This window comes from Halorubrum sp. Atlit-26R, from assembly GCF_003666015.1.
GTDB lineage: Archaea > Halobacteriota > Halobacteria > Halobacteriales > Haloferacaceae > Halorubrum.
Genome location: NZ_QPLT01000019.1, coordinates 1 through 15,619 on the forward strand (window position 1 = coordinate 1; position 15,619 = coordinate 15,619).

Sequence of the window (15,619 nt, forward strand, 5' to 3'; positions counted from 1 at the left end):
CCGGTCGTTACAGAGTGTCTGTGAGACGATGACGGCGCTGTATCCCCGCCCTACTGCGCTACTCGGTCGCTTCGCTCCCTGCGTTGCTCTTTGAGGACGGGGCATTAGCGCCTGAATTTTAGGTAAACTACCGCCCTACTCGCTCACGGCTTCGCCGTTCGCTTCGTTGAGGATTACCCGTGCGCCCGGGCTGGCGTTCTAGCTGTCAGAGGCGGGTTCGTGATCACCGTTCAACGTACCAGCCACAACCCCGAGTTAGCTTTGATCTGCTCTGTTGAATCCGATGATGACGCGGGGATTGTAGGTACACAGTATCAAGTTGCTCCCGAATCAATCGGCTTTATCCACCAGTATCTGCGGTGGAGAACGACTCCACGAAAGCACCAATCGAGAGGTCACTTCTGACAGTTGTTCTTCCAGCTGATTCTATAACCGATCCCGATGCCTTCTGCGGATTCAACAGAGCGAATAACTACAAACGCATTTTACGTCTCTCAGCGTCTTCGGTTATTTTATTTGTACAGACTAACCACATCGAATCTGTATGGCCCTCCAACTCAGCCATGCGGTTAGCGACGGCATTCGCCGAACAGTCTCCCGAACTGGTGGAATCCTATTACTCGGATTTCTCGCGATACAGTTCGGGCTTCAAACGAGCGCCAACAGCGCCGTGTTGGGGCTTCTCCCGCCAGAGGCTGCCGAACAGTTCGGTCAGAACGCTGGGATCGCGCTTCCGATTCCCGGAAGCGTCGGTGTCGCTCTGTTCGTCGTGCTCGTGGTGTTGAGTTCGACGTACTTCGTCATTCTCTCGCGAACGTTTGCTCGACCGCAAAGCGAGATGTCACGATTCCCTGCGACGTCGGGACGGCGGCTTGGACGGACTACGGTCTTCGCACTTGTCGGCGGACTAATCGTCTCAGTCTTGATCATGCTTGGTACCGTCCTCTTAATTTTCCCGGGGCTGTTCCTCGCGGCCTCCTTCCTGTTTTTCATTTTCGCCGTCGCTGTCGAAAATCAAGGAATCATCAGTAGTCTCAAGCGGAGCTGGGGGCTGGCCCGTGGATCTCGGCTCAAGCTCGGTATCCTCGTTGTTGTGACTGCGGTCTTTGGCGGTGTAATCGGGGCTATTACGCCGTTGTTGACTCTTGCCGGCCTACCGGTCGCAGCCGATATTGCGACGATCGTTCTCACAACGGCGTTCTTCGTGCCGTACTACGGGATCATCGCATCGGCGTACCTCCAACTGCGAGATGAACAGGATGCCCCGAACGGGTCGACACAGAACCCGGTTGACGCATCAGAGACTCCCAAGCTCTAGCGGACGACAAATACAGGGCGACGAGCCCAGTACCCCAAGAAACATTGCCGGACGAAACAGGAATCTGGGGATAGCAGTTGAGAGTGTATTGGGTTCGAGATTCCTGCTGGATCACCATTTATATCGGGGGGATCCATCTCAAAATTGCTTTCCAAAACAAAATTTTGATACAAGTGGCCCTGTTGAAACCCTTGCTGACAAACATGACTGGAGAGTAGTTGGAGGAAGATGGATGCTCTCCCGAAGTCACGACTCCTTCGATTCGTCGAACGTGCTGTCGTGCTGGCTCGCCGTGCTGTTTCTCGGTTCTCGACTCGCTATTCGCGGAAGCGGTTCACGCTCCGCCAGCACGTTGTCTTGCTCTGCCTCAAAGTAAAGAAGACGACCATGTACCGCGACCTCGTTGACGAACTCATCGAGATGTCCCGCATCCGTGACGCCCTCAACCTTGATTCGATTCCTGCCCCCTCGACACTCTGCAAGGCATTCGACCGCTTGGAGATGGCCGTCTGGCGAGTGTTACTGAACGTCTCGCTCGCGGACTTACCCCTGAATGGTGTGACCGGTATCGATGCATCCGGTTTTGAGCGTGCGCACGCCTCAACTCACTACACGAAGCGAACGAACCTCACTATCCAGCAGTTGAAGACAACACTGTTGGTCGTACGGCGACCAACGCCGTTCTCGATATTCACGTCACGACTACGCGGAAGCACGATACACAGATTGCGCCACTGGTAGTGAAACGGAACGTACAGTCCATCGCGGTGTTGACCGCTGACAAGGGATACGACGATCAGAAACTCCGGCGGCTTGCCCGTGCCCACGATATTCGACCACTCATCAAGCATCGTGAGTTCACACCTCTCCACAAAGCGTGGAATGTACGGTTGGACAGTGATCTCTACCACAGGCGGAACATGAACGAGACAGTCAACGCGGCGATCAAACAGAAATTCGGTGCATTCGTCCGGTCACGTCTCTGGTAGAAGCAGTTCCGCGAACTCGTTATCAAGTGCATCGTTCACAACGTGGAGCGAAGCCTCGCTATTTCACACGAAGAGTGCAACTGTCCGTGATTCCGAGAGGAACGGACTGCTGAATATAGAGAGTGAGTTCAGCAAGCCATTGATGTTTGTTTCACTCGACCAGTAACAAAAAATCCCTCAGGTAGTGCGCATTTGCTGCTTCAATCTCGCACCGCTGTCTGTTCCGGAGGATATAGGTCGTATCACAGACATACAGTAGACAGTTGAATATGCGCGACGCTATAGCCGAGACACTTCCGGGGTGGGCCACCTATCTTGCGGTGGTTTTCACCGTCGTCCTTGGTTTTCTTGTGGGCGATTTCTTTGGACTCGGTATTCTAAGTCGGGTTGTGGTAACTCTAGTCATCTATGTGATATTTAGTAAGACACTCGGCCTCATTTTGAACTAAAGAAGTATATACAGTTGCTTTTGTTGAGATCGAGAACGCTATGAATCTAACACCGAGACCAGCGGGGTCGAGTGACCGACTTGCGCGTTGTATTCAGCAGGACTGCTGAAACCCATCATCGATCGAGGGTTTCAACAAGGCCTATTCTTCAGATATATTTTCGCCTGAAACAGCCGGTCGATGAGAGCTGCGTATCTATCTCCCGCGAACGAGTGGCGGCACGAAGGCGTAAGCACAGACAAGTAGACTGGCAATGAAGAGAGGGAATGCCAATGGGTCTTCTCGAATGATTAGCCCTGTTGCAAGAACCGATACCGCTACAGCGACGAGTGCTGTGCGGATTGAACGGAGATGTGCAAGGAGCACCGTCTGCTCGCCAGCCATATGTGGAGCATACGTGTATTCGGTATTAGCCTTGTGGAGTGAGGCTACTGTATTGACCGCGACCAGGTTATAATATGTCACTTGCTGAGGATTCAACAGAGCCGGATGATCTGGAATCGACGATCGAACACTTGGATGTCGATCGGGAGGAAGCGGACATGGATGAGTTAGCTGCGCGGAAATCTTTGACTGAATTGGTAGGGGGAACTGGTGAGAAGTAGTTACGACGGTACGAATAGCCGGAACGGACGAAGAAACCGGACCAGAGCGCGCCAGGTGTTGTCCTTGACGAACGCCCACGTCCCGATCTTCGACTCGTCAAGGTACCACTGACCGCCGTCGCTGTAGGCGGTGTCCGCCTGCTCGTGGTAGTCCAGTGCCTCGCGGACACGTGATTCGGTCATGTCACAGGCATCAGCGAGTTCCGAGACCGTCTTCGGCCCGTCCTTCAGCTCCTCTGCCACGAGGTGGCCGACCTGCATCGACAGAAACACTTCACTGGAGTCGGCGTCAGCCATCTCGTCCTCGTCCGACCGGATGCCTTCCTGAAGGCTATAGAGTGCGTCCAACAGAAGCCAGCCACCGACCCCGACTCCGACCGCGGCGACAGTCGTGTCTCCCTGCGCCCAATAGGCGACCCCACCAGCAGCTACGACAACGAGGCCGAGCGCGAGTCGGAAATGGCGTTCATCCAGTCCGGGCAACGGGTTCGCGAGTTCGGCGGATTCACCCACGAGTACGATAGCTACGACGATGATGGCTTGTGACCAAGTGAAACCGAACGCGATACCGAACAGTGCGATCAGCCCCACCGCGTAGGCGGCACGACGGACGAGGCTGGTTCCTAGGAGGGAGTCGGTCGGAGACATCATGTGTCAAGACAGCGCCCAACTCTTAAAACAGTCAGGCCACGGTGCCATGGTCGGAAACACCAATGCGGATGTGTCGTTGCTGATTACATCCTCTATCTTTTGTACGCAGTTCGTACCAGCTTCTAGGAGTACCCACAGTCCTCGTACGAAGGTTATATGATGCTTCTCGGTCAATTCTCAATCCGTATGTCCCCGTCGCTCCTCCAGACTGTGCCATCGACGTGGCGATTCGCGCTCATTGGCGCGCTCGCTTCGTTGCCGGTTGCTGCCATGATCGATCTGCTACCGAACTCGGAGGCGACTATCGGTGGTGGTGTTGTGATCATCGGAGCGTTCATCGCCGGAGTCATCGCTGCGGTCCGTGTTACAGACCCAGATGCTGCCGGACTTCGCGCTGGTTTCCTCGGTGGCATCCTCGGGATCTGTTCGTTCATTGTGACTGTAGTCAGTACTGCGACCAGCGGTACGGCTGCGGCATGGCCGCTTTCCAGGGTTGTATTTTGGATCTTCGCTATTGTGCTGGTTCTGTGCGCTTCCTCGGTATTCGGTCTGGTATGCGGTCATGTCGGAGGGTGGATAGCAAACACCGTTCTCTCACGGGTGCCGATCGGCGTGAACGCAACATGATATCCCGTGGTGGGATCCCCGCGTCTTCAGGCGCGGGAGGAGGTCAAACGTCGTTAGTTATTCACGACTAAATTCGTGGCCTTCTTCTCTCGGAATCAATGTGAAATATCCACTATTCGACAATGACGGCGCCACGGTGTCCGAGAGCATGGTGGGGTTTACAGCCGTATCTGAAGACGCCGGTTTCGGAGAACGTCTCTTCGAAGTGGACGCCAGACTCAACGTGAATCGACTCACTACCGAAGTCATCATCTCTGAATTCGATATTATGTGCGCCACCCTTCCCAGTCCACGACCACCGGACTGTCGTACCGGCTGAGACTTTCACCGCGTGGGGGTCGAACGCCAAGTGACCGCCATTACCCTTCGCTCCGGTGGTTATCTCGACGAGGTCAGTGTCTGTTTGGTCCGTAATGGTTCCATCGTATCCGTTTGTTCCAGCGAGCCACTCGTCGACAGTCGGATACTCGCTCGACGGGGCGGTGTCGACCACGACGACACCTCGCATCCCCGCGTCGGCATACGGTTCGCTGACGTATTTGTGCGTCCCTTCCGCGTCGAAGGTGTGCTCAAATGTTTCCCCAGCCTCCGAAAGCGGCTGCCCACTGTCGAAAGCCCCATCGGTCGCTACAACGTTGTACTCAACGTCGTCCGAGATCCACTCCCACGTTACCGTAGTCTCCGGTGTCACCTTGATCGCGGGCGGGGAGAACGAGTTTGTATTCGACATACCGAGGTACACTGTCGGCGGGTCGTCATACCGGAGATCGCGGATCCGGTGCGTCTGTGGATCATTCGCGGTCGCGAGCCAAGTGTCAAGGGAGTTCTCTCCGTCGCTATCGTCTGCTGTGGCAGTTGTACTCGTATCGTGCGTTCGTAGTGCGCTCACTCCGGTCAGCGAACCGAGTCCAACAGCTGTACTTACGGCAAGGAATGTGCGGCGATTGTTGGAGGGCATTCCGTCTTGTCGTCGGTGCGATAATATATACAAACTTGTGGGTAGTTTCAGTTTATTAGAATTAGACCGTTTAGCGTCTTTTACAGCGGTCATGAGGGGTGTCCGACAGATGAACAAGGCGAGTTCTTCGGAACTTGACCCTGAGATAGTTCACAACTTCTCGAGTCCAAGATCGACGGCAGTAGCAATACTCAGTGTCGAATCCGGCCACACTATTCAAACTAGTTTATAACCAATATGATTAAGATGCGTCACACATGATCTAATTCAAAATGAGAACGCAAGATCTGCCTTCGAAGGCGCCGGGACACTACCGGCAGTCACATCCCCATCCATACTACATTCCAGAAAAGTTGCCCGTCTCATCCCCAATCGAGATCGATGACGAGCTCACATCGAGGATATCGGACGCAACGTTTCAACTCGGACGTATCGATGGAATAAGTCCAACAGTCGATTTCTCGCCGGTGTTGTACACATCGCTTCTCAGACTCGAAGCCGTCGAGACCGCCGAAATAGAAGGGGCAGACATCGAGATGGACGAGGTATACGCGTACCACACACGGAGTAAGTCTGGCAACACTGAGAGTGTGAGCCGTGACTTACAAGAGGTCCTCAACGCCGAACGCGCTCTCAGAAACGGATTTGACGCGATTAAAAGCGGTGAGCCAATCTCGTTAGCATTGCTGAAGTCACTACATGAAACACTGCTCGAAGGGGTTCGGAATGAAGGCGAAATTGTCGGAGAGTGGCGAGATAGTGACGTTCATATTCCGTCACCACGTCGGAGTCAGTCTCCGTTCGTTCCGCCACCAGCAACCAGCGTCCCGGAATTGATGGAGTCTCTTGAGGCGTACATCCAAATGGGAGGTGAGTATCACCCGTTAGTCGACCTAGCGATCACTCATTACCAGTTCGAAACAATCCATCCCTGCTCGGATGGCAACGGGCGGCTTGGACGCATCTTGATCGTGTTACAACTCTGTGAAGCCGGCTATCTATCCGATCCGTATCTCTATCCGAGTGCGTACTTCAACCGGAACAAACAGGAGTACGTTGAAAAGATGCGGGCGGTCAGCGAAGGGGGCAACTGGCGTGACTGGATTGCGTTCTTTATTAAGGGCATTGAAGAACAAGCTCGAGATTCCTACGAGCGAACGTTCGAACTGATCGAACTGCGCCGAAAATACGAAGAGCAGTATCCGAGCCAAAAGACGAGCCACAAGCTCGCGCGAAATCTATTCGAGCTTCCGTACTTCACTGCGAACGACGTCACAGAACGGTTCAATGTGAGTCGACAGACTGCCTACAACGCGATCGAAGAGGTCCAAACAGACGGCCTGGTTGTTGAAGTGACTGGACAACAGCGCAATCGAGAGTACAAAGCAATCGATATCTTCGATATCCTAGAGCGAGCTCCACACCGTTGATTAGGTTTCTGGACGTTTCCGGAAACGGAGTGTTTCCACAATCAAAATCGGGAGACAGCGACAGTATAGGAGGAGCATTTCAACAGCGATGAGGAGCTTTCTGGAACTGACCCGGTGAAGTTTTTATAACCTGACCGGAAATTACTCTGGCAGAAACAAATGATCCGTGATGCTCGCGTCCTCCGCGCCGGGTTCGTCCCTCGAGAAGTCGAGCATCGCGACGCCGAAGTCAACCACCTCTCGAGCGTTCTTGAACCGATCACGAACGGAGAGCCAGCTAACACGGCTATCGTCACCGGTCCGAGCGGTGTCGGTAAAACCTGTGTCTCGAAGTTTGTTACCGAACGGCTCCGCGAGGAAGTGCTCGACGTCGAGGCCACCTACGTCAACTGCTGGCGAAACTACAGCCGCTTCCGAACGCTGTACCAGATCCTCGACGACATCGGCGCGACGATAGACATCCATCGCCAGTCGACACCCCACGACGAGCTCATTGACCGGCTCCAACAGTACGACGGCCCGCGAACTGTCGTCATTCTCGACGAGGTCGATCAACTCGAAGATCCGAGTCTCATCTACGACCTCCACAGTATGGAGCAGTTCGCGGTGATCTGTATCGCGAACAAAGAAGAAGAACTGTTCAGCCGCGTCGACGACCGGCTTGTGAGTCGCCTACGCTCCAGCGAACACGTCCGGATGGACAAGTACCACGACGAGCAGCTGTACGATATCCTGAGTGCGCGGGCAAAGTGGGGCCTCGAAGAGGATGTCATCACCGACGATCAGCTCTATCAGATCGGTGATGCCGCTGCTGGTGATGCTCGGCTGGCTATCGGGATGCTCCGGAGCGCAGCCAGCACAGCTGACCGCGAAAATTGCGAGGAGATCACCAACGACATGCTCCTAGACGCTGCTGAAGATGCTCGGGCTCAAATTAAGCAGAAGAGCCTGGACTCACTCACGCCGCATCAGCGAGTCGTCTACGATATTGTTCGCGACCACGGCCCGATCGGGCCGAGCGAGATCCACGAGCGCTATACCGAGGACGTCGATGACCCACGGACGAAGCGGACTATCCGCACGTACCTCTCGAAGATGGCCCAGTACAACCTCCTCGAGGCGAAAGGAACGAGTCGGGACCGAGAGTACTCACTCGTCGATTCGGCAGCTGCGTCGCCGGTCTCGTAAGTCGACGGGCGAGCCGCGGACCTCCGCATCGACCGCGTCGCGGTCCCGAGGCGAGACTGGGACCGACTCGTCGACTCGTTCGGCGGTGCCAGCCTCCTAGTTGCGTGCGGCGGCCGTCAGGGGAATTCACAGCGAGATGTCCGTCCCGTCCCCCGCCGCCACGGCCTCTCGGTAAACGGTCTCGCCGGCCGCAGCGTCCAGCGTCGCGGACCCGACGCTGACGACCACCACGACCCCGTCGGGTGACTCGCGGACGTACCCGTCTGCGAGGGGAACGCCGAGTTCGACCAAGTCGTCCGCGTCGAGGTCGCTCGCAAGGAGGTCGCCGGTCTCGGCGACCTCCGCTGGTACGTCGGCGAACGTCCGTTCCGCGCGCTCGAGGACGCGAGGGTCGATCTCCTGCATCTCCGCCGTGAACGCGCCGACGGCGACGACGAGACTCCCCGCTTCGAGCGCGTCGGACGGAAAGACGGGCTCGGTTGCGGTCGTCGCGGTCACGACGACGTCGGCCCCCTCGACGGCCGCCCGGGAAGTGTCGACCGCGCGCGCCGGGATCCCCTCCGCGCTCAGGTCCGCGGCGCACGCGGTCCGCGAGTCGCTCGGCGAGTGGATCCGAACGTCCGAGAGCGCCGCGACGGTCGCGATGGCCCGGGTCTGCCAGCGTGCCTGCGTGCCCGCGCCAAGAACGCCGAGCGTGAGGTCCTCGCCGTCCGGGTCTGGGGCCAGTTTCCGAACCGAGACCGCCCCGATACAGCCCGTCCGGGCGTTGGTGATCGTCGTCCCCGCCATGAACGCCTTCGGGAGGCCTGTCCGGGCGTCCGTGAGCGCGATCTGGGCGTTGACCGTCGGAAGCCCCCGCTCCGGGTTCCCCTCGTGGACGCCAACGAGCTTCGTCGCGTAGTGGTCCGCGCCGTGGACGTACGCCGGCATCGCGATCCCGGTTCCGGCGGAATCGTCGCCGTCGAGACCCGCACCGACCGGAAAGTGCGGTCGCGGGGGCCGCTCGACCTCGCCGGCGGCCTGTTTCACCAACGCGTCGTCCACCACGTCGACGAGCGCCGCCAGATCGAGGTTCCGTTCGACCTCCGTCGCGGAGAGTACGAGCACCATGTCCGAGGCGTCGCTCCCCGGTGACTTAGACTGCTCGTCGACCCGGCCGGTGTCATACGCTTATTTCTCGAGGGGTCGATCGATGGCTATGGACGCACTCGTCGTCGGCGGGGGGATCATCGGCCTCGCCGCCGCACACTCGCTCGCTGACCGCGGCGTGGACGTGACGCTCGTCGAGAAGGGATCGCTGGGGAACGCGAGCACCGCTCGCTCGGCCGGCGGGATCCGGTCGCAGTTCTCCACGCGTGTGAACGTCGAACTGTCGCTCGCCAGCAAGGCGGTCTGGAACTCGTTTAAGCAGCGCTTCGGTGTGGACATCGGGCTCCGGAAGAACGGCTACCTGTTTCTCGCGCGGACCGACGAGACCGCAGAGCGGTTCCGCGAGAACGTCGACATGCAGCGCGAGCTCGGCGCGGAGAGCGAACTGCTCACGCCCGCGGAGGCGACCGAGCATTGTCCAGGACTCGATCCCGACCCCTTCGTCGCGGCGACGTACAACCCCGACGACGGGATCGCCGACCCGAACCTCGCCGTACAGGGATACGCCGAGGCCGCCCGCGAGCGCGGCGTCGACATCCGGACGAGGACAGCCGTCACGGCCCTCCACCGCGAGGGCGGTCGCGTCGTCGGCGCGGACATTCGGGCGGTCGGCGCGGACGAAGCCGAGCGCCACGAGGTCGACTGCGTCGTGAACGCGGCAGGCGCGTGGGCCGCCGCAATCGGCGAGATGACCGGCGTGGACCTCCCGATCGCGCCCCGGCGGCGACAGATCGCCGTAGTCGACCCATCACCGCCGGTGCCCGAGTCGGTGCCGCTGACGATCGACCTCGAGACGGGGTCGTACTTCCGGCCCGAGCGGGACGGAGTGGCGCTCGTTGGCGGCCACTTCGACGAGGACGACCCCGATCGAGACCCCGACGCCTACGACGAGGGGATGGACGTCGAGTGGGCGGCACGCGCGGTCGAGCACGCCGCCGCGTACACCGAGTACTTCGGGCTCGATAGCCGGATCAAACGCGGCTGGGCCGGGCTGTACGCGGTCACGCCCGACCACCACCCGGTCGTCGAGGAGACGGTCCCCGGTTTCGTGACCGTCGCCGGGTTCTCCGGACACGGGTTCCAGCACGCGCCCGCCTCCGGACGGATCGCCGCCGACCTCGTCGTCGATGGGGAAACGGATCTCCTTGACGCCTCGTCGCTTTCGGCCGATCGGTTCGAGCGCGGCGAAACCCTCACCGAGCGAAGCGTCGCCTGACCGACCAAGGGACGATCACGGGGGTAAGTCGACTTCGGAAACGGCCTCGGAAACGGCCGCGCAGTCCGAATATCCGGTGACTGAGTTCGAATGAGCGCTCGGTCGATTCATTTCTGGAAACCCGGAAGCGCCGCGCCGGCGCTTATTGAGACGGTGAACGGGTATCGGGTATGGGAGACCACGCAACATCGAACCGATTGGCGGTGGACCAGCCGACACGGGGCGCAGACCGCAATCGATCCCTTGCTGACCAAGCCGATCCGGCTACGGACGAGATGCTGTTGCCGTCACTCAACGACGGCATCACGCTGCTCGATGTCGAGGGAGGCCGCGGCGTCCCGATCCTACAGTCGCTCGTGCTCGACCATCTCCTCCTACACGACGGGCCCGCCTTCTGGGTCGACGCAAACGGCCACGCGACAACGACCACACTCGCTCAGATCGCGCCCAGCCAACGGTTGCTCAACCGAATCCACGTCGCCCGCGGATTTACCGCCTACCAGCACTACGGCGCCGTCTGTGATCTCCCGACGGCAGTGAACAAGTCGATCCAGATGTCCACCACCGACGCCAGGGCAGCCGGTCGAGGGGAACCGAGTCGTGACGAGGACACGTCGCCCCACACACCCGCCCTCATCGTCGCGCCGGCCGTCGACACCCAGTACCGCGACGACGATACCCTTGGCGAGACCCACGCGAAAACCCTCCAAGCCCGTGCCCTTGCCCGGTTAGCGACCTACGCCGAGGGGTACGACATCCCGGTGCTCGTTACGCGGAACGAACGAAACGAATTCACCGAGTCAGTCGCGACGGTCGCCGACCACCACCTGGAGTGTGAGCAGACGCGGATGGGGCCACGGGTCATCGGCGAAGACTTCGAGACGCTCGTCTATCCCGTCGACGACGGCGCGTACTACCAGACCACGTTCGCGTACTGGCGGCAGCTGCTCGCGGCACGCGCCACGCAGGTCGGCGTGGAGCCGACGACGCCGGCGCCGTCGACGTCGACCCCGGAGGGTGTCGGGACGGGCGTCACAGCTGATGGTGAAACGGTGGCGACCACCGCGGATCCCTTGCTCGATGCGTGGACTGCGACCGGGACAGGAGGCCGATAGCGGTGACATCCTCATCCGCCGAAAACGGCGGGGCTTCCAACACGGTTGGATTCCGGCCCTGCCGCCAACGTGGCAAGCCCGGAGAGGTTTCAGTCCGTAAACGCCGTGAGTCTCATCTGCGAGGATTCCTCGCTCGTCTCACGGTGGACTGTGGCGCTGTCACGGGCGCTCCCATCCCGAGGCGAGTCATTGCCTGTCGGTTCCCAAGACAGGCTCTCTCCCCACGGGTCAACGCGGCCAGCGATATTCGCCGCCGCGTTCAGATCGGCGTGGAACACTGTTATGTGGCAATCGTTGTTCTGGCACCGAAAGTCGTCGCCGTCCCGGGTTCCGATGTGGCGGCAGGCGTGGCACGTTTGCGACGTGTAGGCGGCGTTGATGTACTCGACCGGGATACCGGCGTCTCGGGCTTTATCCTCGATACGACCCTGTACTCGAGCGAACGCCCAGGCGTGGAGTCGTCGGTTCATCCACTTGCCATAGTCCAGCGATTCGCGGATGTAGGTCAGGTTCTCCATGACGACTACGGGGTTCTCGAACCCACGGGCATACTCGATAGCCTGCCGAGACACCTTCTCGACAATATCAGTGAGCGCGTTCTGGTAGTAGTCGAAGCGCTCGTCGATCCGCCACTCAGCGGCCTCACGCTTTTGGAGCCGCTGGAGCGTCGTGTGCATCTCTTTCCGCAGACGTCGCGCTCGATTGCCACTGACGATAATCGGCTCCCGTGGCACGTCGCGTTTCAGGGCACAGCCCGTAATCAACGCGCTCTCACCAACGTCGAAGCCGATGTACGTCGGTTCTGTATAGTCCGAATTGGTCTGTTCGACCTCGTACTCGACGGTGACGTGCAACTCCCACGACGTTCGGTGTCGCTGGAGTTGGATTTCACCGGGTTCTGCCCCATCGCCGGTCAACAGATCGTTCCACAGCGACTCCTGCTCGGGATTGATACGCAGTGGAATCCAGAAATTCGTCCCGCGACCGGGTTGGGGAACCTGCCACACGTAGCCATGCTCACGCTCGTCGGAGTAGTCGAATTTCGCGGCACGGTTAACAAGTCGAAGCGGATGCTCGTCGTCCAACTCCGAAGCGTTGTATGTGTCCCGAAGTTTGGGGACGTAGGACTTGAGCGCGTCTTTGGCTTGATACGGGAGGTCGTAGGGTGTCACAATATCGTTGACCGCAGACATTGTTTCAGCCCTGGCGTCGAAGGCGTCGTGCAGTGCCTCACGATATGTGTCCAGCAGACGCGACAGGCGTTGCTCTTTGCCTGCTGTGGGTGGCACGAGCGTAGCCTGAAGCGTTTTCATCACCGGCTCAGACACACGAATAAGTACACACTATACACACTTATGCGCATCGAACACACAGAACGTGGTGATGATACGGAAGAACATCACCATCACGGAAGAGCAGGCCGAGTGGATAGACGAGAATCACATCAACCTATCGAGCCTCGTCAGAGAGTGTATCGACACAAAACGAGGGGAATCGGGCAATGTCGACTAACGGCAGCTGCGTCTGAGAGTGACACGACTCCCGCCTGTCCTGAAGGCTGGGATTCCCTTACTGTCTAAAGATGGGACGCACAAACCCAACCTACCGGGATGCGCTCCGGGGCATCGAAGAGCGCTGGGCGGAGTTCCGGCGGGCACTGCGGCGTCGCGACCAGCCGCGCTTCGACCAGCTGTTCGAGTACGCCCGCGAGCACGCCGACGCGAGCGGGCTGTTGAACCACCAGAACCCGCTGCTACCGGCGCTGTTCAGCATCGATCTCGAACAGGAGGCTAAATTGGAAGACCACGAGGAACGCCTCGAAGCGCTCGAACGCCGGCTCAACGAACAGAGCACCGATGAGCAGTTCCCCGATAAAGAAGCCAGCGAGGCACCTGAATGAGTGCACTCGCCACGATTGCGTTCGACATCGAGACGACAGGGTTTTCGACGACTGACCAGCTGACCGTCGTCGGCTTCGATGCTGAGATCGGCTCGAGAGTGTTCCTCAATACAGCCGGGAGTGCGTGTGCCTCAGATATCGAACAGCACGTGAACGACTATCTCACTACGCCAGTGACGCTCTCTGTTCACGACGATGAGGACACGCTGTTGGACGCCGTCCAGACGTTCGTCGACGCCACGATCGCACAGCGAGACGTCAAACTCGTAGCCTATAACGGGGAAACTTGGAAAGGCGGATTCGATCTGCCGTTTCTTCGAGCGCGGTTGAGTCATCACGGACGCGAGTGGCCGTTCGCCGAGCTGCCGTACATCGACGTGATGGAGATCTTCTCCTCACGGTTCAATACGAGTGAGAACAACCTCACTGGAGTGTATGACGAGCTCGTGGCTTCCGGCCACGGTACAGACGATCCATTTGAAGAAAGTAGCGAAGCGGTCAACGCGTGGCAGACAAGCGATTTCGAAGCGGTCGTACTCCACAACATCGCCGATATTCGACGTACACGAGCGCTGATGGCCGTTGCGGAACGGTACTGCTCAAAATCAGACTTTCGATGAAATCGCTCGATCCGGTGATGGGTAGCCAGTGACTCGATCAACGTGGCGTCCTCCTTGTCGTGAACGGTGAGAAAGATATCACGGTGGGTTTTCTGCGTCGTTGACCCCTTCGAATGTTCCATTCGTGTAGGCGTATCGCCACCGTTGGAGAATCGCGCGCGTCACAAGGCTGGTCTCAGACACAGCAATACAGGATGGGTCAACGGGACGGCTCGGCGCATCAGGGGGTGGATGGAAGTGTCTGCGCGGCGCGTCAGGTTTCGGGTGACAGTCGAACCGAAAATTCCGGTCTCGGGCATCTGTGTAGTGTGCGGCGTAGTTCCCGGTGAGGCTCCATCGGACGTCTATCCGCGCAGTTGACGCCGCTCCGACCCCGTCGGAGAGTTCAACCGAGAGTGTTTGTGGATTCAGCGGGTCGTCCAATGACGCGGTCCGGACCAGCGGCTCAAGGTCCACGAACAGGTCTCGTATCTCCCGTAATGCCCCGGCGTCGATGGGGCCAAACACCTCAGACTGCTCGTCTGGCTGAATATGGTGAGTGGGGTCTCCGTCGTCGGTCATACGACGATGGATGTATCGCCATTACCATCGTCGTCTGTGTCCGTGCCAGTGAGGTGACCAGTTTGACTCACTTCACCGATCGCGAGTGTTGCCTGTGCGAGCGCGAGGTTACGTCGCGTCGTTTGCCATTCTGTGAGGAGCGCACCGTGGTCGCTGTCGGCGTCGCCGATATTCAGTTCTCGGGCGAATTCCTCGGGTGAATCAACACCATATTCCTCGCGCCACGCCTGTATTTGCGCCTTCATATCAGCGATGCCGGACGCGATCTCTTCGGGCGTCCGTTCCGCGAGGAGCGACTGGGCGTGTTCAGTGACGATAGCCGTTTCCGACCGTCGGTAGTGCGTCGTCTGACCATCCTGAGACGTCGTTACCTCACCAGCGCTCTCGAGCGTTCGCAGGTGCTTTCGCGCCGTGGTCGATGAGACGCGGGCACGCTCGGCAACCTGTGCTGCAGACAGCGGATCGTACACACGAGAGATGACTTCGTACACTCGTTCAAATGGCGTCGTCTCCTCGATCCATTCCTCTTCGACGACGTCGTTCACGTCACGGTGTTCAGTACCACCATCCGAGCTCACTCGGTGGGGTAGGGACGGCTCTTCGGACATTATGTGCCAACCAACGGGAGAGCGGTATAATAATCTGTGGGGTATTATATTGATCACCAAATCTTGGATATGGAGGACTGTCCACAGCAGTTTTAACCAACAGCGATCTGTAGGACGGTTGTTCTGTTGGTTAACACGCTACCGGATGTTCAGTTAACAAACCCAGAAACGATTCTGGAAGTGGGGTTAACAGAGCGAACCCGCGAGAGTACGCTGTTTCTGTCAAGGCGATCTA

The 15,619-nt window shown here is 58.7% G+C and carries 15 protein-coding genes and 1 pseudogene; 10 read left to right on the forward strand and 6 right to left on the reverse strand.

Translation table 11 applies throughout. The features are described from left to right. Nucleotides 1–544: 544 nt before the first annotated feature. Together DVK07_RS23400 and DVK07_RS16485 are read left to right on the forward strand one after the other, a co-directional pair. Nucleotides 545–1,318, forward strand: a complete 774-nt coding sequence (locus DVK07_RS23400) for a hypothetical protein (protein WP_199719563.1) — start codon at nucleotides 545–547, stop codon at nucleotides 1,316–1,318. A 228-nt stretch (nucleotides 1,319–1,546) separates the two neighbouring features. Continuing rightward, nucleotides 1,547–2,307, forward strand: a pseudogene (locus DVK07_RS16485) (IS5 family transposase). Between the two features lie 1,054 nt (nucleotides 2,308–3,361). Here DVK07_RS16485 and DVK07_RS16500 read toward each other — a convergent pair. Further along, nucleotides 3,362–4,009, reverse strand: coding sequence for a hypothetical protein (locus DVK07_RS16500; protein ID WP_147441192.1), 648 nt, complete (start codon nucleotides 4,007–4,009; stop codon nucleotides 3,362–3,364). A 189-nt stretch (nucleotides 4,010–4,198) separates the two neighbouring features. Here DVK07_RS16500 and DVK07_RS16505 point away from each other — a divergent pair, with 189 nt between their 5' ends. Continuing rightward, nucleotides 4,199–4,639 carry a DUF5518 domain-containing protein gene (locus DVK07_RS16505; RefSeq protein WP_233565483.1) on the forward strand — a complete coding sequence of 147 codons (441 nt, stop codon included), beginning with the start codon at nucleotides 4,199–4,201 and terminating at the stop codon, nucleotides 4,637–4,639. A 112-nt stretch (nucleotides 4,640–4,751) separates the two neighbouring features. Here DVK07_RS16505 and DVK07_RS16510 read toward each other — a convergent pair whose 3' ends face one another. Then, nucleotides 4,752–5,597: a halocyanin domain-containing protein gene (locus DVK07_RS16510; protein WP_233565484.1), complete on the reverse strand. Its 846-nt coding sequence runs from the start codon at nucleotides 5,595–5,597 to the stop codon at nucleotides 4,752–4,754. Nucleotides 5,598–5,869: 272 nt separating this feature from the next. On the opposite strand from DVK07_RS16510, the gene DVK07_RS16515 reads away from it, so the two are divergent. Together DVK07_RS16515 and DVK07_RS16520 are read left to right on the forward strand one after the other, a co-directional pair. After that, a complete protein-coding gene (locus tag DVK07_RS16515) occupies nucleotides 5,870–7,027 on the forward strand; it encodes a Fic family protein (RefSeq protein ID WP_121598053.1) in 1,158 nt (385 codons plus the stop codon). Nucleotides 7,028–7,186: 159 nt separating this feature from the next. Continuing rightward, entirely contained in the window at nucleotides 7,187–8,215 is a 1,029-nt protein-coding gene (locus DVK07_RS16520) for a Cdc6/Cdc18 family protein (protein WP_121598054.1), read from the forward strand. Nucleotides 8,216–8,341: 126 nt separating this feature from the next. Here DVK07_RS16520 and DVK07_RS16525 read toward each other — a convergent pair whose 3' ends face one another. Then, nucleotides 8,342–9,325, reverse strand: a complete 984-nt coding sequence (locus DVK07_RS16525) for an ornithine cyclodeaminase family protein (protein ID WP_121598055.1) — start codon at nucleotides 9,323–9,325, stop codon at nucleotides 8,342–8,344. Between the two features lie 88 nt (nucleotides 9,326–9,413). Here DVK07_RS16525 and DVK07_RS16530 point away from each other — a divergent pair, with 88 nt between their 5' ends. Then, nucleotides 9,414–10,580, forward strand: a complete 1,167-nt coding sequence (locus DVK07_RS16530) for an FAD-binding oxidoreductase (protein WP_121598056.1) — start codon at nucleotides 9,414–9,416, stop codon at nucleotides 10,578–10,580. A 170-nt stretch (nucleotides 10,581–10,750) separates the two neighbouring features. Continuing rightward, nucleotides 10,751–11,695, forward strand: a complete 945-nt coding sequence (locus DVK07_RS16535) for a hypothetical protein (RefSeq protein WP_394338887.1) — start codon at nucleotides 10,751–10,753, stop codon at nucleotides 11,693–11,695. 89 nt (nucleotides 11,696–11,784) lie between these two features. Here the strand turns inward: DVK07_RS16535 and DVK07_RS16540 are convergent, their stop codons facing one another. After that, nucleotides 11,785–13,023: an RNA-guided endonuclease TnpB family protein gene (locus DVK07_RS16540; protein WP_121598057.1), complete on the reverse strand. Its 1,239-nt coding sequence runs from the start codon at nucleotides 13,021–13,023 to the stop codon at nucleotides 11,785–11,787. A 55-nt stretch (nucleotides 13,024–13,078) separates the two neighbouring features. Here DVK07_RS16540 and DVK07_RS24225 point away from each other — a divergent pair, with 55 nt between their 5' ends. The 3 genes from DVK07_RS24225 (at nucleotide 13,079) to DVK07_RS16550 (ending at nucleotide 14,215) form a co-directional block, all read left to right on the forward strand. Beyond that, nucleotides 13,079–13,207, forward strand: coding sequence for a hypothetical protein (locus DVK07_RS24225; RefSeq protein WP_255410492.1), 129 nt, complete (start codon nucleotides 13,079–13,081; stop codon nucleotides 13,205–13,207). 70 nt (nucleotides 13,208–13,277) lie between these two features. Then, entirely contained in the window at nucleotides 13,278–13,595 is a 318-nt protein-coding gene (locus DVK07_RS16545; protein ID WP_121598058.1) for a hypothetical protein, read from the forward strand. Next, a complete protein-coding gene (locus tag DVK07_RS16550; protein ID WP_394338888.1) occupies nucleotides 13,592–14,215 on the forward strand; it encodes a ribonuclease H-like domain-containing protein in 624 nt (207 codons plus the stop codon). Before DVK07_RS16545 ends, DVK07_RS16550 begins: the two co-directional genes overlap by 4 nt. Before the next feature lie 78 nt (nucleotides 14,216–14,293). On the opposite strand, the gene DVK07_RS16555 is transcribed toward DVK07_RS16550, so the two are convergent. Together DVK07_RS16555 and DVK07_RS16560 are read right to left on the reverse strand one after the other, a co-directional pair. After that, the gene (locus tag DVK07_RS16555) at nucleotides 14,294–14,776 is read right to left on the reverse strand and encodes a hypothetical protein (protein ID WP_233565485.1); all 483 of its coding nucleotides are present in this window, start codon (nucleotides 14,774–14,776) and stop codon (nucleotides 14,294–14,296) included. Beyond that, on the reverse strand, nucleotides 14,773–15,321 hold the full coding sequence (locus tag DVK07_RS16560) for a winged helix-turn-helix domain-containing protein (protein WP_121598099.1): 549 nt from the start codon (nucleotides 15,319–15,321) through the stop codon (nucleotides 14,773–14,775). The genes DVK07_RS16555 and DVK07_RS16560 overlap by 4 nt, the downstream gene beginning before the upstream one ends. Between the last annotated feature and the right edge of the window lie 298 nt (nucleotides 15,322–15,619).

Bases quoted from the DNA above. Each gene is read 5' to 3' on its own strand.
- DVK07_RS16515 (WP_121598053.1), top strand. From the start codon at position 5,870: ATGAGAACGCAAGATCTGCCTTCGAAGGCGCCGGGACACTACCGGCAG.
- DVK07_RS16545 (WP_121598058.1), top strand. From the start codon at position 13,278: ATGGGACGCACAAACCCAACCTACCGGGATGCGCTCCGGGGCATCGAA.
- DVK07_RS24225 (WP_255410492.1), top strand. From the start codon at position 13,079: ATGATACGGAAGAACATCACCATCACGGAAGAGCAGGCCGAGTGGATA.
- DVK07_RS16510 (WP_233565484.1), bottom strand. From the start codon at position 5,597: ATGCCCTCCAACAATCGCCGCACATTCCTTGCCGTAAGTACAGCTGTT.
- DVK07_RS16555 (WP_233565485.1), bottom strand. From the start codon at position 14,776: ATGACCGACGACGGAGACCCCACTCACCATATTCAGCCAGACGAGCAG.
- DVK07_RS16500 (WP_147441192.1), bottom strand. From the start codon at position 4,009: ATGTCTCCGACCGACTCCCTCCTAGGAACCAGCCTCGTCCGTCGTGCC.
- DVK07_RS16535 (WP_394338887.1), top strand. From the start codon at position 10,751: ATGGGAGACCACGCAACATCGAACCGATTGGCGGTGGACCAGCCGACA.
- DVK07_RS16530 (WP_121598056.1), top strand. From the start codon at position 9,414: ATGGACGCACTCGTCGTCGGCGGGGGGATCATCGGCCTCGCCGCCGCA.
- DVK07_RS23400 (WP_199719563.1), top strand. From the start codon at position 545: ATGGCCCTCCAACTCAGCCATGCGGTTAGCGACGGCATTCGCCGAACA.
- DVK07_RS16520 (WP_121598054.1), top strand. From the start codon at position 7,187: ATGATCCGTGATGCTCGCGTCCTCCGCGCCGGGTTCGTCCCTCGAGAA.
- DVK07_RS16505 (WP_233565483.1), top strand. From the start codon at position 4,199: ATGTCCCCGTCGCTCCTCCAGACTGTGCCATCGACGTGGCGATTCGCG.
- DVK07_RS16550 (WP_394338888.1), top strand. From the start codon at position 13,592: ATGAGTGCACTCGCCACGATTGCGTTCGACATCGAGACGACAGGGTTT.
- DVK07_RS16525 (WP_121598055.1), bottom strand. From the start codon at position 9,325: ATGGTGCTCGTACTCTCCGCGACGGAGGTCGAACGGAACCTCGATCTG.